The sequence below is a fragment of the Brevundimonas albigilva genome (assembly GCF_023503965.1).
In the GTDB taxonomy this organism is placed as follows: Bacteria; Pseudomonadota; Alphaproteobacteria; order Caulobacterales; family Caulobacteraceae; genus Brevundimonas; species Brevundimonas albigilva.
Window position 1 is genome coordinate 1,748,972 of record NZ_CP097298.1, and the last position, 24,059, is coordinate 1,773,030.

Here is a 24,059-nt window from a genome sequence, read left to right on the forward strand (position 1 = left end):
GCGCGGGCCGACGCTTGGGGAGGGGAGGGCGCGCCGGTCTCGCTTGCGCCGCGGTTCGGAGGGGGAGTGTCCCGCGGCGTTGATGCGGAGATGGGGAGCCGGCGACGGCGTTCAAGGCCCCGCGCCGCATGGAATCGCGACAAGGCGCCGCAGCGGCCGTTCAGCCTTCCTCCCCGGCGTCGCGGGTCTTTCGCGACCGTCCCGGACCGTCCCGGGCGTCCGGTTCGGAGGCGTAGGGCTGGCCGTCGCCGGACAGCAGCACCGCCATCCAGCGCGAGCCCCGGAATTCGGCCAGGATCGCCATGGCCATGACGGCCAGGGGGGTGGACAGGAACATGCCCACCACGCCCCACAGCTTGCCCCAGAAGGCCAGGGCCAGCAGCACCACCACCGGGTCGATGTTCTGGTTGTCGCCCTGCATCCGCGGCTGGACCATGTTGCCGACCACGAACAGGATGGCCTGCAGTCCGCCCAGCAGGATCAGGGCCGGCCAGTAGCTGTCGAACTGGACCAGGGCGAACAGCGGCGGCGCCAGGCCCGCGATCGCCCCGCCCAGCACGGGGATGAAGCCGACGATGAAGATGACGAAGGTCCAGAACTCGGCGTTCTGCAGCCCCACGGCCCGCATCAGGATCCACGCCGCCACGCAGATCATGGCCCCGGTCACGGCCTGGACCCACAGATAGCCCTCGACCCCGCCGCGCACGCGCTGGAACACGGCCAGGGCCTCGGTGCGCTGATGCCGGTCGGGGAACATGTGCACGATCTTGCGCTGGAAGCCGGCGCGCGAGGCCAGGAGGAAGCCCAGATAGACCAGGACGAAGAAGGCGCCGGACGCCACGCCCTGGGCCTGGAACGCCAGGCTGGTCAGATAACCCCGCAGGTCGACCCCGCGCAGCAGGTCCTGGGCCGTCGGCGGGTCGTTCTGGCCGAACAGGCTCCAGACGTCGCGGATGATCTGGTCGATGCGCGGGCCCAGGTTCTGGGACACGCCCGACGCCTCGCCGAAGAAGCCGGCCGCGCCGTTCACGATGATGGCGATGGAGGCGAAGAAGCCCAGGACCACCAGGGCCAGGGCGGCGACGCCGGCCCAGCGCGCCGTCAGCGCCGTGCGGGTCTCGACCCAGCGCTTCAGCCCGTCGATCATGATCATCAGGAAGATGGCCATGGCCAGGGGCGTCAGGATGTCCCGGAGCCAATAGACCGCCGCGCCCGCCGCCACCGTGGCGATCAGGGCCAGGGCGTTTCGGGCCACGACGGAACTGGGCACGGCGACGGGCGACTTCATGGGTCCGTTGTCGGCGGCCCCGACGGCGGCGTCAACTCGGGCACGCAGGCGGTTCCGGCCGGCCGGCGACTGCGCTAGAGCTTGGGGGCGAGTCGCGCGGAGACCCTTCATGACCGACGCCGTTCCCGGCCTTTTCCTGGGCCAGTCCGATCAGGGCCAGGCCGAGCGCCTGCTGTTCCACCGGGCCAATCGCCACGGCGTCGTCGCCGGCGCCACGGGCACGGGCAAGACGGTGACGCTGCAGATCATGGCCCAGGGCTTTTCCGATGCGGGCGTGCCGGTCTTCTGCGCCGATGTGAAGGGCGACCTGTCCGGCGTGTCCCAGGCCGGCGCGCCCAACGAGAAGCTGACCGCGCGGGCGGCGGACATGGGCCTGACCCTGACGCCGCGCGCCGCGCCGACGGTGTTCTGGGACCTGTACGGCGAAAAGGGCCATCCGATCCGCACCACCATCAGCGAGATCGGCCCGGTGCTGATGGCGCGGATGCTGAACCTGAACGACGTCCAGGAGGGCGTGCTGACGGTGGCCTTCCACGTCGCCGACAAGGAAGGCCTGCTGCTGCTGGACCTGGAGGACCTGCGCAGCCTCCTGGCCTATGTCGGAGAGAACGCCGATCGGATCGGACGCGAGGTCGGCAACGTCGCCCCGGCCTCCGTCGCCGCCATCCAGCGCGCCCTGCTGCAGCTGGAGCAGCAGGGCGGGGCCGCCTTCTTCGGCGAACCGGCGCTGCGGCTGGAGGACATGATGCGGACCGGCCTGGACGGGCGCGGCCAGGTCAATGTGCTGGATTCCACGCGGCTGATGAACAGCCCGCGGCTGTATGCGGCCTTCCTGCTGTGGCTGCTGTCTGAACTGTTCGAGCAGCTGCCCGAGGTGGGCGACCCCGACAAGCCGCGCCTGGTCTTCTTCTTCGACGAGGCGCACCTGCTGTTCAACGACGCGCCCAAGGCCCTTCTGGAAAAGGTCGAGCAGGTCGTGCGGCTGATCCGCTCCAAGGGCGTCGGCGTCTATTTCGTCACCCAGAACCCGGCCGACATTCCCGACAGCGTCCTGGCTCAGCTGGGCAACCGCATCCAGCACGCGCTCAGGGCCTACACCCCCTCGGAGCAGAAGGGGCTGAAGGCGGCCTCGCAGAGCTTCCGCGTCAATCCGGCCTTCGACACCGCCGAGGCCATCCAGGGACTGGGCGTGGGCGAGGCCCTGGTGTCGGTGCTGGACGACAAGGGCGCCCCGACCGTGGTGGCCCGCACCAGGATCCGCCCGCCGGACTCCCGCCTGGGTCCCGCCACCGACGCCGAACGCGCCGCCGTCATGGCCGCCAGCCCCGTGCGCGGCCTCTACGACCAGGTGGTCAACCGCGAATCCGCCGAGGAGATCCTGGCCGCCCGCCACGCCGCCGCCGACCAGGCCGAGGCCCAGGTCCGGGCCCAGGCCGAGCAGGCCAAGGCCGCCGAGGCGCGCGCCAAGGCCGACGAGAAGGCGGCCAGGGAGGCGGCGCGGGAGCAGGCCCGGGCGGCGCCGCGCGCGCCGGCCCGCCGCAGCGCCAGTCGCCAGACGCCGATGGAGGCCCTGACCAAGTCGGTGCTGCGCACGGCCGGATCGACCCTGACGCGCGAACTGCTGCGCGGCGTGCTGGGCGGGCTGAAGCGGCGCTGAACGCCCCTTGAATCCGGGGCGGGCGGGGCGCATCTGCGCACCATGTTCATCCAGACCGAACCCACGCCCAACCCGAACGTGCTGAAGTTCCTGCCCGGCCGCGATGTCTCGCCGGACGCGGCGCTGGAGTATCGCACCATCGACGCGGCGACCGCCTCGCCCCTGGCCGAGGCCCTGTTCCAGCTGGAAGGCGTCGACGGCGTCTTCTTCGGCGCGGACTATGTGTCGGTCACGCGCCAGGCCCAGGGGCCGGACTGGACCGAGATGAAGCCGGCGATCCTGGCGGCCGTCATGGACCATTTCGTCTCGGGCCAGCCGCTGACCCGCGACGGGGCGGGGGCCGAGACCCACGCCGAGGACGACAGCGAGATCGTGGCCGAGATCAAGGCGCTGCTGGACAGCCGCATCCGTCCGGCCGTGGCCCAGGACGGCGGCGACATCCTGTTCGATTCCTTCGACGAAGAGACCGGCGTCCTGTCCCTGCGGATGCGGGGCGCCTGCTCGGGCTGTCCGTCGTCGTCGGCGACGCTGAAGGCGGGGTGGAGCAGATGATGCGCCACTATGTTCCTGAAGTGACGCGGGTGGAACAGACGCTCTGACCAACCTTTACGGGTGAGGTGAAACGATTTCGTCTCGCCTTGGCGGGCAAGCGGCGCCATCCTTGCGCCATGTCGCGCTTCCAGCCCGATCCCGACGCGCTTCGCCTGGGCGAAGCCCTGGCCGCCCTGCGCCGCGATCGCGGCCTGTCGCAGGCCGAAGCCGGCGCGCGCCTGGGCATGACCAGCCAGGGTTGGGGCCTGTATGAGGCCGGCCGTCGCCCGGGCCTGTTCCGCCCCGACGTGCAGCGGCGGCTGACTGCGGCGCTGGACGCCTCGCCCGAGGATCTGGCCCTTGCGCGCGAAGGCCTGGGCGCCCCGCCGGACAGCGGGGCCGCGGACGCCCCGGCCCCCGACGGTCTGGAGGCGCGGGGACGCGGCTTCGACACCCCATCGCCCCGCGTCAGGCGGCTGCAGATTTCTGACGACAGCCTGGCGCCCTGGGCCGAGTCCGGCGTGGTGGTGGAATACCGGCCCGGTCAGTGGCCCCGCCAGGGGCAGGGATGCGTCTTGGAGATGATCGACGGCTCGGTGCGGGTGCGGCTGTATCGCGGCGCCGACGCCGAGGCCCTGCATCTGGCCGGCGCGGGCGCCCTGGACGCGGTGGAGACCGTTCCCCGCCGCCAGACGGCCCTGGTCTCGGCGGTGGTCGCGCGTCTGGACGGGTGAAACCTTACGGTTGCAAATCATTTCGTTTCATGAAACGGTCTGGTTGTCCTGAACGGAGACCGCCAGATCGCATGACCGCCCGATCCGCCAAGGCCGTGGACGCCGTCGTCGGCGCCCGGATCGCCGTTCGGCGGCGCGCCCTGGGTCTGTCGCAGACGGCGCTGGCGGGCCTGGTCGGCGTCAGCTGCCAGCAGATTCAGAAGTATGAGAACGGGCAGAACCGCATCTCGGTGTCGCGTCTGCACGCCCTGTCGCTGGCCCTGGGCCTGCCGGTCGAAGCCTTCTTCCCGGATCGGCCCGACGGAGAGGACGCCGCCGAACTGACCACCCTGCGCGCCCTGACGACCACGCCCGAGGGCCAGGCCCTGGCCGACGGCTTCGCCCGCATCCACGACCCGGCCGTGCGCCGGGCCCTGACGCGGCTGGTCGAGGTTCTCGCGGCGGCCTAGGCTCGCGGGCGATCCGGTTCTAGAACGCCGGCATGACTGTTCTGGTGATCGACACGGCGCTGGGCGCCTGCACGGCGGCGGTGTTCGACGGCGAGCGGCCGCTGGCCGTCCGGTTCGAGCCGATGGCCAAGGGGCACCAGGAGCGTCTGGGCGGTCTGGTCCGCGACGTCGTAACGGAAGCCGGAGGCCAGGCGAAGACCGGCTTCGACGCCGTCGAGCGGATCGGCGTCACGGTGGGGCCGGGCTCCTTCACCGGACTGCGCGTCGGCCTGGCCTTCGCCCTGGGATTGGGGGCGGCGCTGGACCGGCCCGTGCTGGGCCTGTCGACGCTGGAAGCCCTGGCCGCGTCCGTCGCCGATGACGGCGGTCCCGTCGCGGCCCTGGTCGACGCGCGGCGAGGGCAGGTCTATGCGCGCCTGTTCGACGCCGGCGGTCCGCTGGGGCCGGATGCGGCCTTGACGCTGGAGGACGCGGCGCGCGCCGTCCAGGCCCTGGGCCGCCCGGCGCGATGGGTCGGAAGCGGCGCCCCCGTCCTGGCCGAGGCCTTTCCCGATCTGGCCAGGCTGGACCTGGATCCGCGCGTCGCCCCGTCGCCGCAGGCCCTGGCGCGCCTGACCCGGGCGGGCGATCCGGCCACGCGCCCGCCCCGACCCCTCTATCTGCGCGCGCCCGACGCCACCCCGCCCAGCCGCCTGCCGGGCCAGCCGCGCCCGGGCCCGGCGGATCGGGCGTCGCGATGAGCGATCCGACGGCCCTGGCCGCCCTGCACGCCAGCGCCTTTCCCGCGCCGTGGAGCGCGGCGGTCTTCGCCGATCTGCTGGCCCAGCCCGGCGTCTCGCCCGTGGCCGAGGCGGACGGCTTCATCCTGATGCGCGTGGTGCTGGAGGAAGCCGAGATCCTGACCCTGGCGGTGCGGCCTGCGGCGCGCGGCGCGGGCCTGGGCGGGCGGCTGGCGGGGCAGGGCGCGGTCCGGGCGGCGCAGGCCGGCGCGACCCGGATCTTCCTGGAGGTGGCCGAGGACAACGCCGCCGCCCGCGCCCTCTACGACCGCGCCGGTTTCCGACAGATCGGGCGGCGCCGGGGCTATTACGACGGCGGCCGGACCGACGCCCTGGTGCTGGAACGCGACCTGGTCGACCGGCCGGACACGGCGGCGCTTCCCTGACGCGACGACAGCCCCTATTCTAGGGGCATGGACCGGATCGAAAAACTCTGCGCCGAGCGCGGCATGCGCATGACCGAGCAGCGTCGGGTGATCGCCCGCGTGCTCTCCAACGCCGAAGACCACCCCGACGTGGAGGAGCTGTACCGCCGCGCCTCGGCCATCGACCCGCACATCTCGATCGCCACCGTCTATCGCACGGTGCGGCTGTTCGAGGAGGCCGGGGTGGTCGAGAAGCACGACTTCGGCGATGGCCGCAGCCGCTATGAAGAGGCTGGCGACGACCATCACGATCACCTGATCGACACCCGCTCGGGCGAGGTGATCGAATTCTTCGACGCCGAGATCGAGCGGCTGAAGACCGAGATCGCCGAACGGCTGGGCTTCGAACTGATCGGCCACAAGCTGGAACTGTACGGCGTGCCGGTCGAGGGGGCCGAGCCGTCCAAGCGCGAGGGGCTGATCTTCAAGCGTCACGCCGCGCGCGTCGATCCCGAGACGGCGTCCTGACGTCGAAAGGCCGGATTCGACGCGCTCAAGTAGCGCAAAGCGCGATAGCGCTCTAAAGAGCCGCGATGACCGACACCCTGGTTCCGCAAGCGGCCGAGGCCGAGGCCGAACACGCGCCGACCAAGCGCCTGTTCATCAAGACCTACGGCTGCCAGATGAACGTCTATGATTCCGAGCGCATGGCCGATGTGCTGCGCCCGCTGGGCTATGCGCCGACCGAGACGCCGGACGACGCCGACTTCGTCATCCTCAACACCTGCCACATCCGCGAGAAGGCCGCCGAGAAGGTCTATTCCGAGCTAGGCAAGCTGAGAGAATTGAAGGACGCGAAAGCGGCGACTTCGAACACGACGATGACGATCGCCGTCGCAGGCTGCGTCGCCCAGGCCGAGGGCGAGGAGATCATGCGCCGCCAGCCGGCGGTGGACCTGGTGGTCGGCCCCCAGGCCTATCACCAGCTGCCCGAGCTGCTGACCCGCACGGCGCGGGCGCGGGGCGAACGGATCGGCGCCGACTTCGCCCCCAACGACAAGTTCGACGCCCTGCCTGCGACGCGCGGCGGCGACGGGGTGACCGCCTTCCTGACGGTGCAGGAGGGGTGCGACAAGTTCTGCACCTTCTGCGTGGTGCCCTATACGCGCGGGGCCGAATGGTCGCGGCCGCTGGCGGCCGTGCTGGACGAGGCTCGCGCCCTGGCCGATCGGGGCGTGCGCGAGGTCACCCTGCTGGGCCAGAACGTCAACGCCTATGACGGAGAGCGGGCGGACGGAAAGAAGGCGACCCTGGCCGAGCTGGCCCATGCCCTGGCCGAAATCCCCGGCCTGGACCGCATCCGCTATACGACCAGCCACCCCAACGACATGTCCGACGACCTGATCGCGGCGCACGGCGATCTGGACGCCCTGATGCCCTATCTGCACCTGCCGGTTCAGTCGGGTTCGGACCGCATCCTGCGGCTGATGAACAGGAAGCACGGGCGTCAGAAGTATTTCGACCTGATCGAGCGCATCCGCGCCGCGCGGCCGGACATGGCGCTGTCGGGCGACTTCATCGTCGGCTTCCCCGGCGAGACCGAGCGGGACTTCGAGGACACGATGGACCTGGTGCGGCGCGTGAACTACGCCAGCGCCTTCTCCTTCATGTATTCGCCGCGCCCCGGCACGCCGGCCGCCGGCATGGGCGCCCAGGTCCCGCCCGAGGTCGCCAAGGACCGGCTGCACCGGCTGCAGGCCCTGTTGCTGGAACAGCAGGTGGCCTTCAACGCCGCCCAGGCGGGGCGCACCCTTGACGTCCTGTTCGAGAAGAAGGGCCGCCACGGCCGCCAGGCCATCGGCCGCTCGCCCTATCTTCAGTCTGTCCATGTCGACGACGCGGATCATCTGATCGGGAAGATCGTTCCCGTCGAGATCGTCAGCGGTCAGCAGAACAGCCTGACCGGAAAACCGATCGCCCCCGTCCCGTCTTCGCGGGACCTTGGAGTCTCCGTGCTTGGCGCGTGAAAGCGAATTCATTCCCCTGAACGACGCCGAGCTGCGCGCGGTGGTCGGACCCAACAGCCGGCACGTCGCCCTGATCGAGGACGCCTTCAAGGTGCTGGTCGAGGCGCCGGGCGGCGGCGTGTCGGTCAACGGCGGCGCCCGCGACCGCGGCGACGCCCGCCGCGTCATCGAGGACCTGGCCAAGCGGGCGGCCCTGGGCGCCGAGGTGACGGAAGCCGACGTGCGCGCCGCCCTGGGCCAGGCCCGCGGCGGCAAGGGCACGCCGGGCATGGCGGCGGCGGGCGTGTCCCTGCCCGGCGGCAAGCGCGGCGCCATCGTGCCCAAGACCAAGGCCCAGGCCGCCTATCTGGACATGCTGGGGCGGTGCGAACTGAGCTTCGGCGTCGGGCCGGCCGGCACGGGCAAGACCTTCCTGGCGGCGGCCTACGGCGCCAGCCTGCTGAGGCGGGGACAGGTGGACCGGCTGGTCATCACCCGTCCGGCGGTCGAGGCGGGCGAGAAGCTGGGCTTCCTGCCGGGCGACCTGAACGAGAAGGTCGATCCCTATCTGGCCCCCATCTGGGAGGCGCTGAACGACATCCTGGGGCCCGAGGACGTCCAGCGCCGCCGCGACAAGGGCGAGATCGAGGCCGCGCCCATCGCCTTCATGCGCGGCCGCACCCTGAGCCACGCCTTCGTCATCGTCGACGAGGCCCAGAACACCAGCCGCCTGCAGATGAAGATGGTCCTGACCCGGCTGGGCGAGGGGGCGCGCATGGTGGTGACGGGCGACCCGTCGCAGATCGACCTGCTGAATCCGCGTGATTCCGGCCTGGCCCATGCGCTGCGCATCCTGGACGGCGTTCAGGGCGTCGGCATCCTGAAGTTCGCGGCCGAGGACGTGGTGCGCCACGCCATGGTCGAGCGGATCGTGCGCGCCTATGACGCCGACGCGGCGCGCCGCCTGCCCGCGCCCGACCTCGAAGACGACGCATGATCGAGGTCGAGGTCGAGGCGGGCGCCTGGACGGCCGCCCTGCCGGACGCCGAGGCCGTCGCCGCCCGCGCGGCCAAGGCGGCGCTGGGGACGGTCGAGGGCGACGTGGTCGTGCTGCTAAGCGACGACGCGGCGGTGCGCGCGCTGAACGCGCGCTTCCGCGACAAGGACCGGCCGACCAATGTGCTGTCCTTTCCCGCGCCGGAGAACGCCTTTCCGCACCTGGGCGACATCGTCCTGGCCCACGGCGTCTGCGCCGAGGAGGCGCAAGTCCAGGGCAAGACCCTGGCCGACCACTTGAGCCATCTGGTCGTCCACGGCGTGCTTCACCTGCTGGGCCGCGACCACGAGGACGACGCCGAGGCGGAAGAGATGGAAGCCGAGGAGCGGGATATCCTGGCCGGGCTGGGCGTGGCCGACCCTTACGCCGCCGAACGCGAGGGGCGGGCATGACGCCCGACGCCGTGCTGAACCGGATGGCCGCGCCGATCCGCGCCCTGCCCGAACCGCGTCGCCGGCGGGCCTGGCGGACGATCCGCATCGTGCTGGCGCTGCTGGCGGGGGCCGGGGCGGCGCTGGCGCATCCGCCGTTCGGGGTCCTGATCGGCCTCCTGGGCTATCCGCTGCTGATGATCCTGGCCGAGCGGTCCGACCGTCCGCGCGGGGCCTTCTGGATGGGGTGGCTGGCGGGGTTCGCCTATTTCTTCATCGGCTGCTGGTGGGTGGCCGAGGCCTTCTTCGTCAATCCCGAACAGGCGTGGATGGCGCCGTTCGCGGCCAGCCTGCTGCCCGCCGGGCTGGGCCTGTTCTGGGGCGGGGCCTGCGCCCTGTATCGCCGGTTCGCGCCCCTGGGGGCCGTGCGCGTGCTGCTGTTCGCGGCCCTGTTCTGCGCCTTCGAATGGCTGAGGGGCCATGTGCTGACCGGCTTTCCGTGGAACCCGGCCGGCGCCAGCTGGCGCGCGGGCGGGGCCCTGTCGCAGTTCGCCTCGGTCGCCGGCGTCTATGGGCTGAGCCTGGTCACGGTGGCCGGCGTCACGGCGCTGGGTCCCCTGGTCGGGCCGGGTCCGTGGCGGGGCCGCTGGATGTCGGCCGGGCTTGGGCTGGCCGCCCTGATCGGGGTCGCCGGCTTCGGCGCGGCGCGGCTGGGCGGGGCCGAGCTGCGCTTCACCGACACGGTGGTGCGGATCGTCCAGGCGAACGTGGACCAGGAATCGAAATGGACGCCCGAGGCCTACCGCTCGATCGTCGAGCGCTACCTGCGGCTGACCGCGCAGCCGGCCGCGCGCAGACCGGACGTGGTGGTCTGGCCCGAAGGATCCCTGCCCGCCGCCGACTATCAGGTGTTCGCGCCCGGCGCCTGGGAAGGCGAGGGGATCGCCCGGGCCCTGCAACCCGGCCAGACCCTGCTGATGGGCCTGGCGCGGGGCGAGGCGGACCCGGCGGCGCCCGACGGCGCGCGCTATCACAACAGCCTGTTCGCCCTGCATGACGAGGGCGGGGCGGGCCTGCGGGTCGCGGCCGTCTATGACAAGCACCGGCTGGTGCCGTTCGGCGAATATCTGCCGCTGGGGTCGGTGATGACGGCGGTCGGCCTGCGCAGCCTGGTGCATATGCCCAGCGACTTCTCGGCCGGGCCGACGCCGGCGCCGATCAGCCTGCCCGGCGCGCCGCCGGTCCAGCCGCTGATCTGCTACGAGAGCCTGTATCCCGGCTTCACGCCCGGAGCGGCGGGGCGGCCGGCGTGGATCGTGAATGCGTCCAACGACGCCTGGTTCGGCAAGACCTCCGGGCCGCGCCAGCATCTGAACCTGGCCAGCTATCGCGCCATCGAGACGGGCCTGCCCATCGCCCGGGCCACGCCGACGGGGATTTCGGCCATGATCGATCCCTGGGGACGGATCGTCGACGGCGATCGGCTGGACCCCGGCGTCATGGGGGTGATCGACGCGCGCCTGCCCCAGGCGGCGGGCGTGACGCCCTATGGCCGGTGGGGCGACGGGCCGTTCGGCCTGGCGCTCCTTCTAAGCGTGGCCTTAAGCTTGTGGCCTCTGGCGGCGCGCATTAAGGTTCGTCCCGATTCGGTACAGTCAAGCAGGGTGTGAGATGGCGCGCGGCGAGGACACTCAGGATCCGCACCCCGTCGATCGCCACGTCGGACGTCGCGTCCAGGAAAAACGCCTCGGGCTGGGGCTCAGCCAGACGGCGCTGGGCAAGGCGGTCGGCGTCAGCTTCCAGCAGATGCAGAAGTACGAGAAGGGCCAGAACCGCATCTCGGCGTCCAAGCTGTTCGAGATCGCGGATTTCCTGAACGTCGGCATTCCCTACTTCTTCGACGGCTACAGCAGCCGGCCCGGCCTGGCCGAGGAAACCGCGCCGGCCTTCGATCACGACCATCCGGCCACGCGCCAGTCGCTGGAGATCGCGCGCCTGGCCCCCCAGCTGCCGCTGCGCAAGCAGAAGCTGATCCTGGAGATGATGCGCGAGATGCTGGAGGACGGCGCCGGGGAGTAGGCGCTGCGGCGGCCTGTCGGTGGATGCGCGGGCTCGCGCGGGCTAGGGTGGCGCCGCCTCTTGCCCGACGGATGCCCCATTTGCGCCTGCTCCTGATGATCCTCGGCCTTCTGCTGGCGCCCGTCGCGGCCCAGGCCCAGGCCGTGCAATCGCCCGCGGCCGCCGCCCTGGTCGGGCTGGGACCGCAGGACCGAGCGGATCGAGGCCGAGCTGGTCGCGATGTCGCAATGGGCCACGCCCGGATCGACCCTGATCGTGGCGGTGCGCCAGGACATCCAGCCGGGCTGGCATACCTATTGGCGCAATCCGGGCGATTCCGGCGGGCCGACGACGCTGGACTGGACCCTGCCGGCGGGGGTCAGGGCCGGCGAGATCGTCTGGCCCCTGCCCGAGCGCCAGCGGCTGCAGAGCCTGGTCAACTACGGCTATTCCGGGTCGGTGCTGCTGCCCGTGCCGATCGAGGTTCCGGCCTCGGCCCGGCCGGGCCAGGTGCTGGCGCTGCGGACCCAGGCGCTGTTCATGGTGTGCAGCGACCAGATGTGCGTGCCCGACGAGCTGCCGCTGGCCCTCGACATCGAGGTCCGGGACGGCGCCGCGCCGCTGGACCCCGCATACGGCGCGGCCATCCAGGCGGTGCTGGTCCAGGCGCCGCGGCCGGCGCCGATCCAGGCGCGGATCGCGCTGAGACGGGCGGCTGACGCTGAGCGCGGCGGGCGGACCGCTGGCGGGGGCGGACATCGGCCGGGCGCACTTCTTTGCCTTCCAGGGCGGGATCGTCGACCATGCGGCGGACCAGACGGCGATGCGGGGCGATGCGGGGCTGACCCTGACGCTGGCGCCGGGACGCGGGGCGCGCGGCGGCCTGACCGGGCCGGTCGCGGGCGTGCTGGCCACTGACGCGGGCGCGTGGGAGATCACGGCCGAACCCGGCGCGGCGCTGGGCGGGACGACGGGACGCGCCATTTCGGGCGAGGCGGGCGAGCGGCAGGCCGCGGCGGGCGGCGGCGCGACGACGGCGGCCGGGCTGTTGCAGGCGGCGCTGCTGGCGCTGCTGGGCGGGCTGATCCTGAACCTGATGCCCTGCGTCTTTCCCATATTGGCGATGAAGGCGGCGGCGCTGTCGGCCTCGGCGCACGAGACGCGGGTCGCGCGGCGCGACGGCCTGCTGTTCCTGGCGGGGGTTCTGGCGACCTTCCTGGTGCTGGCCGGGGCCTTGCTGGCGCTGCGGGCGGGGGGACAGGCCGTCGGCTGGGGCTTCCAGCTGCAGTCGCCGGCGGTGATCGCGGTCCTGGGTCTGCTGATGCTGGCGGTGGCGCTGAACCTGTCGGGGGTGTTCGACATCGGCGGGTCGCTGCAGGGCGGGGCGGGGCGGCTGTCGCACGTCTCGGGCGGGGCGGGCGCCTTCCTGACCGGGGTGCTGGCGGTGGTGGTGGCGGCGCCCTGCACCGCGCCCTTCATGGCCGTGGCCCTGGGCGCGGCCCTGGTCATGCCGTGGCCCGCGGCGCTGGGGGTCTTCCTGATGCTGGGGCTGGGGCTGGCCCTGCCCTATGTGGTCGTCAGCCTGTCGCCGGGCCTGCTGCGGCGCTTCCCCCGGCCGGGGCCGTGGATGGAGCGGCTGCGACGGCTGCTGGCGTTTCCGATGTACGGCGCGGCCCTGTGGCTGGCCTGGGTGTTCGCGCGCCAGACCGGCGGCGCGGCCCTGGCCCTGCTGTTCGGGGCGGGCCTCATGCTGGCCCTGGCCCTGTGGCTGTTCGGCCTGATGCAGGGCGAGCGGGCTGCCGATCGAAGGGGATGGCTCAGCGGGGCGGCGGCCCTGATCGCCTTGGCGCTGGCCGCGGTCGCCGGCGTGGCGGCGGCGCGGGCGCCGGCGGTCGAGCCCGGCGAGGCGTCGGCCGAAACCGTGCTGGCGTCGCAGCCCTGGTCGCCCGAGGCGGTGCGCGCGGCTCAGGGTCAGGGCCGGCCTGTCCTGGTCAACTTCACCGCCGACTGGTGCGTGACCTGCAAGATCAACGAGGGCGCGGCCCTGTCCTCGGCCCGCGTGGGCCAGGCGATCACGGCGACGAACGCGGTCTATCTGGTCGGCGACTGGACCCGGCGAGACGACGCCATCGCCCGCGAGCTGGAGCGTCATGGGCGCTCGGGCGTGCCGCTGTATCTGCTGTATCCGGCGGGCGGGGGCGAGCCGCGCATTCTGCCGCAGCTGCTGACCGAGGGGCTCGTGATAGAGTCGCTTCAGGAGGCCGCGCGCTGACCGCGGCCCGTATCAGGGAAACGCCGTCATGATCCGCCGCCTGACCCTCGCCGCCTTCGCCACGCTGACGCTCGTCGCGTGCCAACAGCAGGAGGCCGCCGCGCCCGTTGAGACCGCATCGACCGAAGCGAACCCGGCCGCCGCGACGCAGGCGGGGATGGCCCCGGCCTTCACCCTGGTCGACGCCGAGGGGACGCAGCGCTCGCTGGCCGACTTCCGGGGCAAGACCGTGGTGCTGGAGTGGACGAACGAGGGCTGTCCCTACGTCCAGAAACACTATGGCGCCGGGGCCATGCAGGCCTTGCAGCGCGAGGCGACCGGCGACGGCGTGGTCTGGCTGACCATCGTGTCCTCGGCGCCCGGCGCGCAAGGCTTCGTCGAGGGCGAGGCGGCGCGCGCGTTCAAGGCCAAGCACGACGGCGCCTGGACCCACTGCTGCTGGATCCGACCGGCGAGGTCGGCAAGCTGTACGACGCCAAGACCACGCCGGACATGCGGGTCATCGATCCCCAGGGCCGCATCGTCTTCGAGGGCGGCATCGACGACCGGCCGACCAACAGGCCCGAGGACCTGGACGGCGCGACCAACTTCGTCCGCGCGGCCCTGACCGACATGGAGGCCGGCCGGCCGGTCCAGACCCGCTTCGCCCAGCCCTACGGCTGTTCCATCAAATATCCGGAGACGGTGGAGGGGTAGGGATCAGTCGGCGGGCGCGATCTCGATGACGATGCGCCGCTGATCGCCGCCGATCACCATCTTGGCCTGTCCGCCCTTTGCCATCGCCAGGCTCGGCTCGGCCAGTTTGTCGTTGCCGCGCCACAGCGACGTCGTCAGCACCAGTCCCTCATCGGTCGTATAGAGTGTGGCGTTGAAGGCGTGTCCGCCGTCCCGATCGGACCCCTGCACGCTGACGTCCCCGTCCTCGGCGATCAGCGCCTCGCCCCGCATCTGGGTGACGCCATGATCACTGACGGAATAGGAGATGACATAGCGCGGCGGCGCTTCGGCGAAGCCAGACAGCCCGAACAGGGCGACTGTCGCCGCTATCAGGGTCCGTCGCATCGCCAGGGTCTCTCCGTCAGGTGATGGAACGACGATAAGTGAGTCGCGCCGCGCGGGAAAGGACGCTACCTCTGGTTGTATAAGAAATCTCCCTCTCCGCAGGGGGTGGGCGAAAGTCTGCGCCGCCCCTACACCTCCGGCTGCGGCGGGGCGGTGATGACCTCGACGTTGTCGTTCAGCAGATAGGACAGTTCCGACAGGGCCACGGCGCGTTCGGCCGGGGTCGGGGCGGCCTGGACGGCGGCGACCTTCTTGGGGATGTCCTCGGAGATGCCGCGCAGGATGCACTTCAGGTCGCCGTCCGTGCCGCGCTCCTTCAGGATCAGGTGACCCTGCATGTCCAGTTGGGACAGGGCCTCGGCGCGGGTCTTGAAGCCGGTGAAGACCGGGCCGGCGAAGAAGCCGTCGGCGTCGGCGGCGCGGGACGCGGCCCAGCCGTCGACCAGGGCCTTCAGCTCGGTCGACCGGGCGATGATGTCGGCGAACAGCGGCTCGCCCGCCACCGACGTCGGCGCGCCCGGCGCGGCGGGCGGCTGGGCCGCGGCCTGGGCCACCGCGGGATTGGAGACCATCAGGGCGATGGAAAGGGCGACGCCGCAGGACATGGGGACCTCGAGGGGCTGACTTCCTGTTTCAACGTCCGCTAGGACGTTGGACCAGGATACGCCCGACCCGTAAACGAGTGTTTACCCTATCGCCTCCCCCGACCGCTTCTGAGGACCGATCATGAGCCGCGACGCCGCCTGGACCGCCTTCGACCGCACCGCCGCCGAGGCCGGCAAGACCCGCATCGTCGACCAGTTCGCCGCCGATCCCGACCGTTTGGCGCGAATGTCGGTCCAGGCGGCGGGCCTTTATCTGGACCTGTCGAAGCAGAGCTGGACGAAGGCCGCCTTCGACGCCTGCCTGGACCTGGCGCGCGCCTGCGACGTGGAGGGCAGGCGGAACGCCCTGTTCGCCGGCGAGGCGGTGAACCTGACCGAGGGCCGGGCCGTGCTGCACCCGGCGCTGCGCGCGACGGCGGGCGCGGACTTCCAGGCGCTGGGCGAACCCGTCTCGGCCGAGGTGGACGCCGTGCGCGCGGAGATGAAGGCCTACGCCGAGGCCGTCCGGTCCGGCGCCGAGGCCGGGGCGACGGGCAAGTCGTTCAAGGCCATCGTCCACGTCGGCATCGGAGGATCGGACCTGGGGCCGCGCGTGGTGTGGGACGCGCTGCGTCCGCTGGAGCCGACCATCGACCTGCGCTTCGTCGCCAACATCGACCCGCGCGACATGGCCGAGGCCCTGACCGGGCTGGACCCGGAAACGACCCTGGTCGTGGTGGTGTCCAAGACCTTCACCACCCAGGAAACCCTGGCCAACGCCGAGGCGGCCAAGGCCTGGCTGGCGGCGTCGCTTCCGGCCGAGGGCATGACGAAGCATTTCATCGGGGTGACGGCGGCGCCGGAGCGGGCCGCCGCCTTCGGCTGCGGCCGCACCTTCGCCTTCCGGGACTGGGTCGGCGGGCGCTATTCGCTGTGGTCGGCGGTCAGCCTGTCATGCGCCATCGCCCTGGGATGGGAGGTGTTCGAGGCCATGCTGGCCGGGGCGGCGCAGATGGACGATCATTTCGTCGAGGCCCCGCTGGAGACGAACGCGCCGGTGCTGCTGGCGCTGGCCCAGGTGTTCAACGTCGACGGCCTGAACCGCCCGGCGCGAACGGTGGCGCCCTACGCCCATGCGCTTCGCCGCCTGCCGTCGTTCCTGCAGCAGCTGGAGATGGAGTCGAACGGCAAGCGGGTGCATCGCGACGGAACGCCGGTGACGCGCCAGACCTGCCCGGTGGTGTTCGGCGAGCCCGGCACCAACGGCCAGCACGCCTTCTTCCAGCAGATCCACCAGGGGCCGCAGGTGGTCCCGGCCGAGTTCGTGATCGTGGCCCGCACGCATGAGGACGCGCCGGAGTCGCCCCTCTGGTCCAACGCCCTGGCCCAGGGCCAGGCCCTGATGCTGGGCAAGACGACCGAGGCCGCCAGGGCCGAGGGCCTGGCGCAGGGCCTGTCGGAGGAAGAGGCGACGCGCCTGGCCCCTCACCGCACCTTTACCGGCGACCGCCCGTCCACCGCCATCGTCATGGAGCGCGTGACGCCCGGCGCCCTGGGCGCCCTGATCGCCCTCTACGAGCACAAGACCTTCGTGGAAGGCGTGATCTGGGACATCAACAGCTTCGACCAGTGGGGCGTCGAACTGGGCAAGGTGCTGGCCAAGGCGATCCTGCAGGATGTCCAGGCGGGCGGCCCCAGCCCGGACCTGGACCCGTCCACCGCGGCCCTGATGACGCGGCTGATGGGCTGAGGCCGCGAAAAAGGGCGCCCCGAACGGAGCGCCCTTCCTCATTTCAAGGCTCTAGGCCTTACCAGCGACGATCGTAGCGATAGTCCCGGTCGCGGCGATAGTCGTGGCGCGAATTGTAACGCCGGTTGTCGTACCGGTAGTCGTAGCCCGACCGGCTGCGGTCGATGCCGTGTTCGCGCTCCCAGTGGCCCTGGTTCCGGTAGCAGCGGCCGCCGCGGTAGTATTCGCAGCCCGAGCCGCGATTGGTGGCCACCGCGCCCAGGGCCGCGCCGGCCAGGGCGCCGCCGGCGATATAAGTGCCGTCGCCATTGCCCAGGAGGGCGCCGGCCAGGCCGCCCACGGCGGCGCCGATCAGGGCGTTCTCGGCGCTGTTGTCGTCGCGGTCGCGATCGTGGCGGTAGGACTGGGCCGAGGCCGGGGCCGCCATCATCGTCAGGGCGACGACCGGGGCGGCCGCCAGAGCCACGGCCTTGGGGGCGGTGATCTTCAGCATCTTCGTCATGGTTCGTCTCCTTGTCTCTGGGCGCCGAGGCGTTCCGGAAGGGAAATGCCTGGAGCGTTGGGTCGGTTCTAACGTCCCGCCCTTGAACGCCCCCGGAGCCGGACGTTCATCTTCAGTTCATGCGTCACCGAAGTTTCGCGACAGATTCCGGGCCGCGCCGCTTGACCCGGCCGGCGGGCCTGCCTAACTCCCGGCCGCGTTAGCACTCTCGCCGGTCGGCTGCCAAAACGGCGATCGGGGGAGGGCCGACCGACTGTTCACAATCGCCCCATCCGGGGGATCAAGGGAGACAACCGATGGCGTTTCGTCCGCTCGGCGACCGCGTGCTGGTCAAGCGCGTTGAAGAAGAATCCAAGACCAAGGGCGGGATCATCATCCCCGACACGGCCAAGGAAAAGCCCCAGGAAGGCGAAGTCGTCGCCGTGGGCCCCGGCGCCCGTGACGATTCCGGCAAGGTCAACGCCCTGGAGCTGAAGGCCGGCGACCGCATCCTGTTCGGCAAGTGGTCGGGCACGGAAGTGAAGATCGACGGCGACGACCTGATCATCATGAAGGAATCGGACGTCCTGGGCGTCCTGTCCTGAACGTGACTCGTGATGCGTGACTCGTGAGCGGCGCGCCTGCGCGCGCTCCGCGATCCGCATCAATCACGACTCACGATTCACCAATCACCCTATTCAGAGGAGCAGCCACGCATGGCCGCCAAGATCGTACAGTTCAACACCGACGCCCGCGACAAGATGCTCAAGGGCGTCAATGTCCTGGCCAACGCCGTCAAGGTGACCCTGGGTCCCAAGGGCCGCAACGTCGTGATCCAGAAGTCCTTCGGCGCCCCGCGCTCGACCAAGGACGGCGTCTCGGTCGCCAAGGAAATCGAGCTGGAAGACGCCTTCGAGAACATGGGCGCCCAGATGATCCGCGAAGTCGCGTCCAAGACGAACGACAAGGCGGGCGACGGCACCACCACCGCCACGGTTCTCGCTCAAGCCATCGTGCAGGAAGGCCTCAAGGCCGTCGCCGCCGGCATGAACCCGATGGACCTGAAGCGCGGCATCGACAAGGCCGTCGGCCTGGTGCTGGAAGAGATCAAGACCAACTCCAAGCCCGTCTCGAACAACTCGGAAATCGCCCAGGTCGGCACCATCTCGGCCAACGGCGATAGCGAAATCGGCGAGCTGATCGCCCAGGCGATGGCCAAGGTCGGCAACGAAGGCGTCATCACCGTCGAGGAAGCCAAGACCGCCGACACCACCGTCGACGTCGTCGAAGGCATGCAGTTCGACCGCGGCTATCTGTCGCCCTACTTCATCACCAACGCCGACAAGATGGAGGCCGTTCTCGAAGAGCCGCTGATCCTGCTGTTCGAGAAGAAGCTGACCAGCCTGCAAGCCATGCTGCCGATCCTGGAAGCCGTGGTCCAGTCGGGCCGTCCGCTGCTGATCATCGCCGAGGACATCGAGGGCGAGGCCCTGGCCACCTTGGTGGTCAACAAGCTGCGCGGCGGCCTGCGCGTCGCCGCCGTCAAGGCCCCGGGCTTCGGCGATCGCCGCAAGGCCATGCTGGAAGACATCGCCATCCTGACGGGCGGCCAAGTCATCTCGGAAGACCTGGGCATCAAGCTGGAGAGCGTCACGCTCGACATGCTGGGCAAGGCCAAGAAGGTCTCGATCACCAAGGACGACACCACCATCGTGGAAGGCGTCGGCGGCAAGGAAGAGATCGAAGCCCGCGTGGCCCAGATCAAGCGCCAGATCGAGGACACCACCTCGGACTACGACAAGGAGAAGCTGCAGGAACGTCTGGCCAAGCTGGCCGGCGGCGTCGCGGTCCTCCGCGTCGGCGGCTCGACCGAAGTCGAAGTGAAGGAAAAGAAGGACCGCGTCGACGACGCCCTGAACGCCACGCGCGCCGCGGCTGACGAAGGCATCGTTCCCGGCGGCGGCATCGCGCTGCTGAAGGCCTCCAAGATCCTGGCCGACGTCAAGGGCGACAACGCCGACCAGAACGCCGGCGTGGCCATCGTCCGCCGCGCCCGCAGGCGCCGATCCGTCAGATCTCGGAAAACGCCGGGGTCGAAGGCTCGATCGTGGTCGGCAAGGTGCTGGAGAACGACCAGGCGTCCTACGGCTTCAACGCCCAGACCGAAGAGTACGGCGACCTGGTGCAGATGGGCGTCATCGACCCGGCCAAGGTCGTGCGCACCGCCCTGCAAGACGCCGCTTCGGTGGCCGGCATCCTGATCACCACGGAAGCCGCGGTCGCCGATGCGCCGAAGAAGGCCTCGGCCGGCGGCGCCCCCGACATGGGCGGCGGCATGGGCGGCATGGGCGGCATGGACTTCTAAGTCCACGTCACCTGACGTTGAATGCGGAAGGGCGGGCCAAGCGATGGCCCGCCCTTTTTCGTTTGGGACTATCCAGTGTTGGTGGGTTGGGGTTCTATTTCTGAATGCAAGACGTCCCCTATTCCAATCTCATCGGCGCGGTCATCAGCGGCATAAATTCCCTCTAAGGGAAGTCCCGCATCGAGATGCGGAAGTTGTTGGATGGTTATCTCATGCCGCCAATTTGCCGGCTGGCGAAGACCGAGTGGTTTGGATCACGCCGGAGGGTCTTCGAGCCGTAAATCAGATCGCGGTTAAATGGAGACGCAGCTCCGAAGCTGGATCGAAGGTATCTGTCGCAGAAGCAAAGAAGGCTGCTTCGAAAGCAATTGGGCGTCTCATAACCTCCCCTCAATACGCATCATTAGAAGATGCCCTAACAGCGGATCAAATTCGGCGCGAGATCGACAGCGAAGTATCAGACTGGATCGGAGAGTCTGAGCACTTCTTCAAAGTTCATCTGTTTCGACATCACGATACGCAGCGGATGTTTCTCGGCCCTGTTTGCTTGGAAACAGGCAATGCGTGGAGGGATCGCGTGTTGACCGTCGGGTCTGACGATCACGTAGAAGCGAAGCATCTGTCAGATTTTGCCTCTGCTCCGTGGATCGGCAGCGTGTCCATCAAGGAACGCTCCTATGAGCGTTCGATTGAGCATGCCTCAATATGCATTCGCGTTGCATTGGACGCACTGGCCCTTCCGCTGTCGTTGTCACAATCGCGAGAAATTCGAGGTCCTTCAGACTCCTACGAAGCTCGGCGGGTAGAGACGACCACGCGATTTCAGAATGGCTTTGTGGGATGGAGTGGATCGCGAGAGGTTTTTGGCCTGCGATCGTCAAAGGACGAGATCGAACGATTTCTCGGAGAGGCCAAAACGTATTTTCAGATGGTCGGCGATATCGTCGAAATCCTCACCCGACGTGACGAAGCTGGTGCTTACCAAGGCCTCAAGAGACGGTGGATTGAGTCGATGTATTGGTTCGGCGAATCACGGAGGAGTCAAGATGACTTTATAGGGATCGTCAAAATCGGTATTTCACTCGATATACTATCTGGAGGGGGCCAATACGCCGGCATAGTCCAACTGTGTCAAAAATTATGGGATGTAGAAAAAGGCGAGATTATCTCATCAGATGGCAGAACTCTTGAGAAGATTGTTGATCAAATTTACCAAAAAGGCAGATCACAAATCTCTCACGGCGGACGTTTTGGACTTTTAGAAGACCTGCCAATCCTCAGATTAGACGCGGATAAATTTGCCTCTAAAACCCTGATGATGTTTGCAGAAAACCTGCATTCTTACAGTGGGCCAGACGACCCCAGAGCGTTCAGGGCGGAGTAGCTTCTTCTTCCTACAGTATAAACCGACTCAAATCCGCGTTCTTCGCCAAGTCGCTGACTTTGTCGCGCACGGCGTCGCCGTCGAAGGCGATGGTCTGGCCCGACAGGTCGGAGGCGCGGAAGCTGGTGTCCTCCAGCACCCGCTCCAGCACGGTCTGGAGCCGCCGCGCGCCGATGTTCTCGATGGCGGGATTGGCGGCGACCGCCGCGTCGGCCAGGGCCTCCACCGCGTCGTCGGTGAAGGTGAGGGTCACGTCCTCGGTGGCCAGCAGGGCCTGGTTCTGGCGGATCAGATTGGCCTCGGGCTCGGTCAGGATGCGCTTGAAGTCGTCGCGGGTCAGGGCCTTCAGCTCGACCCGGATCGGCAGGCGGCCCTGAAGCTCGGGCAGCAGGTCCGACGGCTTGGCCACGTGGAAGGCGCCCGAGGCGATGAACAGCACATGGTCGGTCTTCACAGGCCCGTATTTGGTCGAGACGGTGGTGCCCTCGATCAGCGGCAGCAGGTCGCGCTGGACGCCCTCGCGCGACACGTCGGCGCCGCGCGCCTCGGACCGGGCGGCGACCTTGTCGATCTCGTCCAGGAAGACGATGCCCTCGTTCTCGGCCAGCAGCAGGGCCTCCTTGGTCAGGCTCTCCTGATCCAGCAGCTTGTCGCCCTCCTCGGCGATCAGGGGGGCCGTGGCGTCGCGCACGGCCAGCTTGACCGTCTTGGTGCGGCCGCCGCCCATCTTGCCCAGCATCTCCGACAGGTTCAGCAGGCCGACGTTGCCGCCGCCCGGCAGGTCCAGCCCCTGGATGGGCGATGTGGTGTCGGCCAGGGCGACCTCGATCTCCTTGTCGTCCAGTTCGCCGGCGCGCAGCTTCTTGCGGAAACTGTCGCGCGTCGCCGGCCCGGCGCCGGGACCGACCAGGGCGTCCAGGATGCGGTCCTCGGCGGCGCCCTCCGCCCGCGCGCGCACCTCGCCGCGCCGGCGATCGCGCACCATGACCAGGGCGCTCTCGACCAGGTCGCGCATGATCTGGTCGACGTCGCGGCCGACATAGCCGACCTCGGTGAACTTGGTCGCCTCGACCTTCAGGAAGGGCGAGCCGGCCAGCCTGGCCAGGCGCCGCGCGATCTCGGTCTTGCCGACGCCCGTGGGGCCGATCATCAGGATGTTCTTGGGCGTCACCTCGTCGCGCAGGTCTTCAGGGACGCGCTTTCGGCGCCAGCGGTTCCTCAGCGCCACGGCCACGGCGCGCTTGGCCTCCTGCTGGCCGACGATGAAGCGGTCGAGTTCGGAGACGATTTCGCGGGGGGACAGATCGGTATGCCGCTGAGATAGGGCGTCCCGCCGCCGAGCGGGAGAGGGGCCGCGCGGACACGGCGTCGCGCAGCAAAAAGGCGCCGCTCCGGCCGGAGGGCGCCTCGATGCGGCTCGGCGATGTCGCCCGATCAGGCGGCGTTGGCGGCCTTGTTCTTGGCCAGCTTGTCCTGGTGGGCCTTCATGCCCAGGGCGATCAGGTCGGCGGCCTCGCCGGCGTCGCCCCAGCCCTTGACGGTGACCGACTTGCCCTTCTCCAGGTCCTTGTAGCGGGTGAAGAAGTGCTCGATCTGCTCGATCAGGATGGCCGGCAGCTGACGATAGCTGGCGATCTCGGTGTAATAGGGGTTCAGCTTGTCGACCGGCACGGCCAGGATCTTCTCGTCGCCGCCGGCCTCGTCCACCATCTTCAGCACGCCGATCGGGCGCGAGCGGATGACGCAGCCCGGCACCACCGGCGTCGGATTCAGCACGATCACGTCGCAGGGGTCGCCGTCGTCCGACAGGTGTGCGGCACGAAGCCGTAGTTGCCGGGATAATACATCGCCGTGTGCAGGAAGCGGTCGACGAACAGGGCGCCGGACGCCTTGTCCATCTCGTACTTCACCGGCAGGCCGCCCTGCGGGATCTCGACGATGACGTTGATGTCCCAAGGCGCGTTGGGACCGACGGGGATGGCGTCCAGGTTCATGGCGTCTGTTCTTGTTGCGATGCAAAAATCGAAAGGCGAAGGGTGATAGGCCCCTGACGGCCCCACGGCAAGCGCGACCTCAGTCCCGCCCGCGCCCGCGCGGGCTCTTGTCGCCGAGGATGGCGGGCGTCAGGGTGGGGCCATGACATGGTTCGACTGGGCCGCCCTGGCCCTCTTCTTCATCTGCTGGCTGGGCTATGCGCCCCTGCTGAAGGCGATCAGCCGGCGCGGCGGCTCGCTGAACGCCGACATGGTCCATGTGCGGGCGGTGTGGATGGAGTCTATGACCCACCGCGAGCTGAAGCTCGTCGACAGCCAGCTGATGGGCCATTCGATCAACTCGGCCTCCTTCTTCGCCTCCACCAACCTGCTGCTGATCGCGGCGGTGGCCGGCATCTTGTTCGGAGGAGAGAGCGCGCTGCGCGGTTTCGCCGCCGTCGGGGCCGAGAACGTGCCGCTGAAGCTGCTGGAGGCCAAGCTGGCCCTGGTGTTGGTCTGCCTGACGCGGGGCTTTCTCGACTTCATCTGGGCCCTGCGCCAGATGAACTACGCCCTGGCCCTGATCGGCGCCGCGCCCGAGGTGCACCACAAGACCGACCGCAAGGCCTTCGCCGAAGCGGCGGGGCAGTTGCTGAATCCGGCGCTGGGCGCGTTCAGCCAGGGGGTGCGCGGCTATTACTTCGCTCTGGCGGCGGCGGCGTGGCTGTTCGGGCCGGCCTGGCTGGCTCTGGGCGTGGCGTCGTCGTTCGGCCTGTTGATCTATCGGCAGGAGGCGTCTCCCGCGGCCCGGGCGATCCGCAATGCGCGGCGGCTGCTGGGCGAGTGATCGGTGATCATTTTGCAGGTGCGAGGAGCGCGCCGGCGGAAATTGA

Annotated in this window: 23 protein-coding genes and 3 pseudogenes; 20 read left to right on the forward strand and 6 right to left on the reverse strand. The window is 69.6% G+C overall.

What is annotated here, in order from left to right; genetic code table 11:
- Positions 1-160: 160 nt before the first annotated feature.
- Positions 161-1,288, reverse strand: a complete 1,128-nt coding sequence (locus MU852_RS09320) for an AI-2E family transporter (RefSeq protein WP_249749365.1) — start codon at positions 1,286-1,288, stop codon at positions 161-163.
- Between the two features lie 109 nt (positions 1,289-1,397).
- Here MU852_RS09320 and MU852_RS09325 point away from each other — a divergent pair, with 109 nt between their 5' ends.
- The 15 genes and pseudogenes from MU852_RS09325 (at position 1,398) to MU852_RS09395 (ending at position 14,174) form a co-directional block, all read left to right on the forward strand.
- A complete protein-coding gene (locus tag MU852_RS09325; protein WP_249749366.1) occupies positions 1,398-2,945 on the forward strand; it encodes a helicase HerA-like domain-containing protein in 1,548 nt (515 codons plus the stop codon).
- A gap of 42 nt (positions 2,946-2,987) precedes the next feature.
- Positions 2,988-3,544, forward strand: a pseudogene (locus MU852_RS09330) (NifU family protein).
- Between the two features lie 69 nt (positions 3,545-3,613).
- The gene (locus MU852_RS09335; protein ID WP_249749367.1) at positions 3,614-4,210 is read left to right on the forward strand and encodes a helix-turn-helix domain-containing protein; all 597 of its coding nucleotides are present in this window, start codon (positions 3,614-3,616) and stop codon (positions 4,208-4,210) included.
- A gap of 71 nt (positions 4,211-4,281) precedes the next feature.
- Positions 4,282-4,659, forward strand: a complete 378-nt coding sequence (locus MU852_RS09340) for a helix-turn-helix domain-containing protein (protein WP_249749368.1) — start codon at positions 4,282-4,284, stop codon at positions 4,657-4,659.
- A gap of 32 nt (positions 4,660-4,691) precedes the next feature.
- Positions 4,692-5,399 carry a tRNA (adenosine(37)-N6)-threonylcarbamoyltransferase complex dimerization subunit type 1 TsaB gene (tsaB, locus tag MU852_RS09345; protein WP_249749369.1) on the forward strand — a complete coding sequence of 236 codons (708 nt, stop codon included), beginning with the start codon at positions 4,692-4,694 and terminating at the stop codon, positions 5,397-5,399.
- Positions 5,396-5,824, forward strand: a complete 429-nt coding sequence (gene rimI, locus MU852_RS09350; protein WP_249749370.1) for a ribosomal protein S18-alanine N-acetyltransferase — start codon at positions 5,396-5,398, stop codon at positions 5,822-5,824. The genes tsaB and rimI overlap by 4 nt, the downstream gene beginning before the upstream one ends.
- Positions 5,825-5,851: 27 nt before the next feature.
- Entirely contained in the window at positions 5,852-6,331 is a 480-nt protein-coding gene (locus tag MU852_RS09355; RefSeq protein ID WP_249749371.1) for a Fur family transcriptional regulator, read from the forward strand.
- A gap of 65 nt (positions 6,332-6,396) precedes the next feature.
- The gene (gene miaB / locus MU852_RS09360) at positions 6,397-7,830 is read left to right on the forward strand and encodes a tRNA (N6-isopentenyl adenosine(37)-C2)-methylthiotransferase MiaB (RefSeq protein ID WP_249749372.1); all 1,434 of its coding nucleotides are present in this window, start codon (positions 6,397-6,399) and stop codon (positions 7,828-7,830) included.
- Positions 7,820-8,806: a PhoH family protein gene (locus MU852_RS09365; RefSeq protein ID WP_249749373.1), complete on the forward strand. Its 987-nt coding sequence runs from the start codon at positions 7,820-7,822 to the stop codon at positions 8,804-8,806. Before miaB ends, MU852_RS09365 begins: the two co-directional genes overlap by 11 nt.
- The gene (gene ybeY, locus MU852_RS09370) at positions 8,803-9,258 is read left to right on the forward strand and encodes an rRNA maturation RNase YbeY (RefSeq protein WP_249749374.1); all 456 of its coding nucleotides are present in this window, start codon (positions 8,803-8,805) and stop codon (positions 9,256-9,258) included. The genes MU852_RS09365 and ybeY overlap by 4 nt, the downstream gene beginning before the upstream one ends.
- Positions 9,259-9,281: 23 nt before the next feature.
- Entirely contained in the window at positions 9,282-10,907 is a 1,626-nt protein-coding gene (gene lnt / locus MU852_RS09375) for an apolipoprotein N-acyltransferase (RefSeq protein ID WP_430641219.1), read from the forward strand.
- 1 nt (position 10,908) lies between these two features.
- On the forward strand, positions 10,909-11,316 hold the full coding sequence (locus tag MU852_RS09380; RefSeq protein ID WP_249749376.1) for a helix-turn-helix domain-containing protein: 408 nt from the start codon (positions 10,909-10,911) through the stop codon (positions 11,314-11,316).
- A gap of 219 nt (positions 11,317-11,535) precedes the next feature.
- Positions 11,536-12,213: a protein-disulfide reductase DsbD domain-containing protein gene (locus tag MU852_RS09385; protein WP_249749377.1), complete on the forward strand. Its 678-nt coding sequence runs from the start codon at positions 11,536-11,538 to the stop codon at positions 12,211-12,213.
- Positions 12,119-13,567, forward strand: coding sequence for a protein-disulfide reductase DsbD family protein (locus MU852_RS09390; RefSeq protein ID WP_249749378.1), 1,449 nt, complete (start codon positions 12,119-12,121; stop codon positions 13,565-13,567). Before MU852_RS09385 ends, MU852_RS09390 begins: the two co-directional genes overlap by 95 nt.
- Before the next feature lie 28 nt (positions 13,568-13,595).
- Positions 13,596-14,174 carry a redoxin family protein gene (locus MU852_RS09395; protein WP_249749379.1) on the forward strand — a complete coding sequence of 193 codons (579 nt, stop codon included), beginning with the start codon at positions 13,596-13,598 and terminating at the stop codon, positions 14,172-14,174.
- A gap of 92 nt (positions 14,175-14,266) precedes the next feature.
- Here the strand turns inward: MU852_RS09395 and MU852_RS09400 are convergent, their stop codons facing one another.
- Together MU852_RS09400 and MU852_RS09405 are read right to left on the reverse strand one after the other, a co-directional pair.
- Positions 14,267-14,629, reverse strand: a complete 363-nt coding sequence (locus MU852_RS09400; protein WP_249749380.1) for a hypothetical protein — start codon at positions 14,627-14,629, stop codon at positions 14,267-14,269.
- A 128-nt stretch (positions 14,630-14,757) separates the two neighbouring features.
- Positions 14,758-15,234, reverse strand: a complete 477-nt coding sequence (locus tag MU852_RS09405; protein WP_249749381.1) for a hypothetical protein — start codon at positions 15,232-15,234, stop codon at positions 14,758-14,760.
- A gap of 121 nt (positions 15,235-15,355) precedes the next feature.
- Between MU852_RS09405 and pgi the strand changes: the two genes are divergently transcribed.
- On the forward strand, positions 15,356-16,963 hold the full coding sequence (gene pgi, locus MU852_RS09410) for a glucose-6-phosphate isomerase (protein WP_430641128.1): 1,608 nt from the start codon (positions 15,356-15,358) through the stop codon (positions 16,961-16,963).
- A 58-nt stretch (positions 16,964-17,021) separates the two neighbouring features.
- Here pgi and MU852_RS09415 read toward each other — a convergent pair whose 3' ends face one another.
- The gene (locus MU852_RS09415) at positions 17,022-17,465 is read right to left on the reverse strand and encodes a hypothetical protein (protein WP_249749382.1); all 444 of its coding nucleotides are present in this window, start codon (positions 17,463-17,465) and stop codon (positions 17,022-17,024) included.
- Positions 17,466-17,761: 296 nt separating this feature from the next.
- On the opposite strand from MU852_RS09415, the gene groES reads away from it, so the two are divergent.
- The 3 genes and pseudogenes from groES to MU852_RS09430 all read left to right on the forward strand — a co-directional run bounded on the left by groES (position 17,762) and on the right by MU852_RS09430 (position 21,193).
- Entirely contained in the window at positions 17,762-18,049 is a 288-nt protein-coding gene (groES, locus tag MU852_RS09420) for a co-chaperone GroES (RefSeq protein WP_201215817.1), read from the forward strand.
- A gap of 111 nt (positions 18,050-18,160) precedes the next feature.
- Positions 18,161-19,809: pseudogene (gene groL / locus MU852_RS09425) on the forward strand (chaperonin GroEL).
- 244 nt (positions 19,810-20,053) lie between these two features.
- On the forward strand, positions 20,054-21,193 hold the full coding sequence (locus tag MU852_RS09430; RefSeq protein ID WP_249749383.1) for a hypothetical protein: 1,140 nt from the start codon (positions 20,054-20,056) through the stop codon (positions 21,191-21,193).
- Between the two features lie 10 nt (positions 21,194-21,203).
- On the opposite strand, the gene hslU is transcribed toward MU852_RS09430, so the two are convergent.
- A complete protein-coding gene (gene hslU, locus MU852_RS09435; RefSeq protein ID WP_249751910.1) occupies positions 21,204-22,496 on the reverse strand; it encodes an ATP-dependent protease ATPase subunit HslU in 1,293 nt (430 codons plus the stop codon).
- Positions 22,497-22,627: 131 nt separating this feature from the next.
- Positions 22,628-23,187 (reverse strand): annotated as a pseudogene (ppa, locus tag MU852_RS09440) (inorganic diphosphatase).
- Positions 23,188-23,329: 142 nt separating this feature from the next.
- Here ppa and MU852_RS09445 point away from each other — a divergent pair.
- Positions 23,330-24,013, forward strand: a complete 684-nt coding sequence (locus MU852_RS09445) for a DUF599 domain-containing protein (protein ID WP_249749384.1) — start codon at positions 23,330-23,332, stop codon at positions 24,011-24,013.
- Positions 24,014-24,059: the final 46 nt, after the last annotated feature.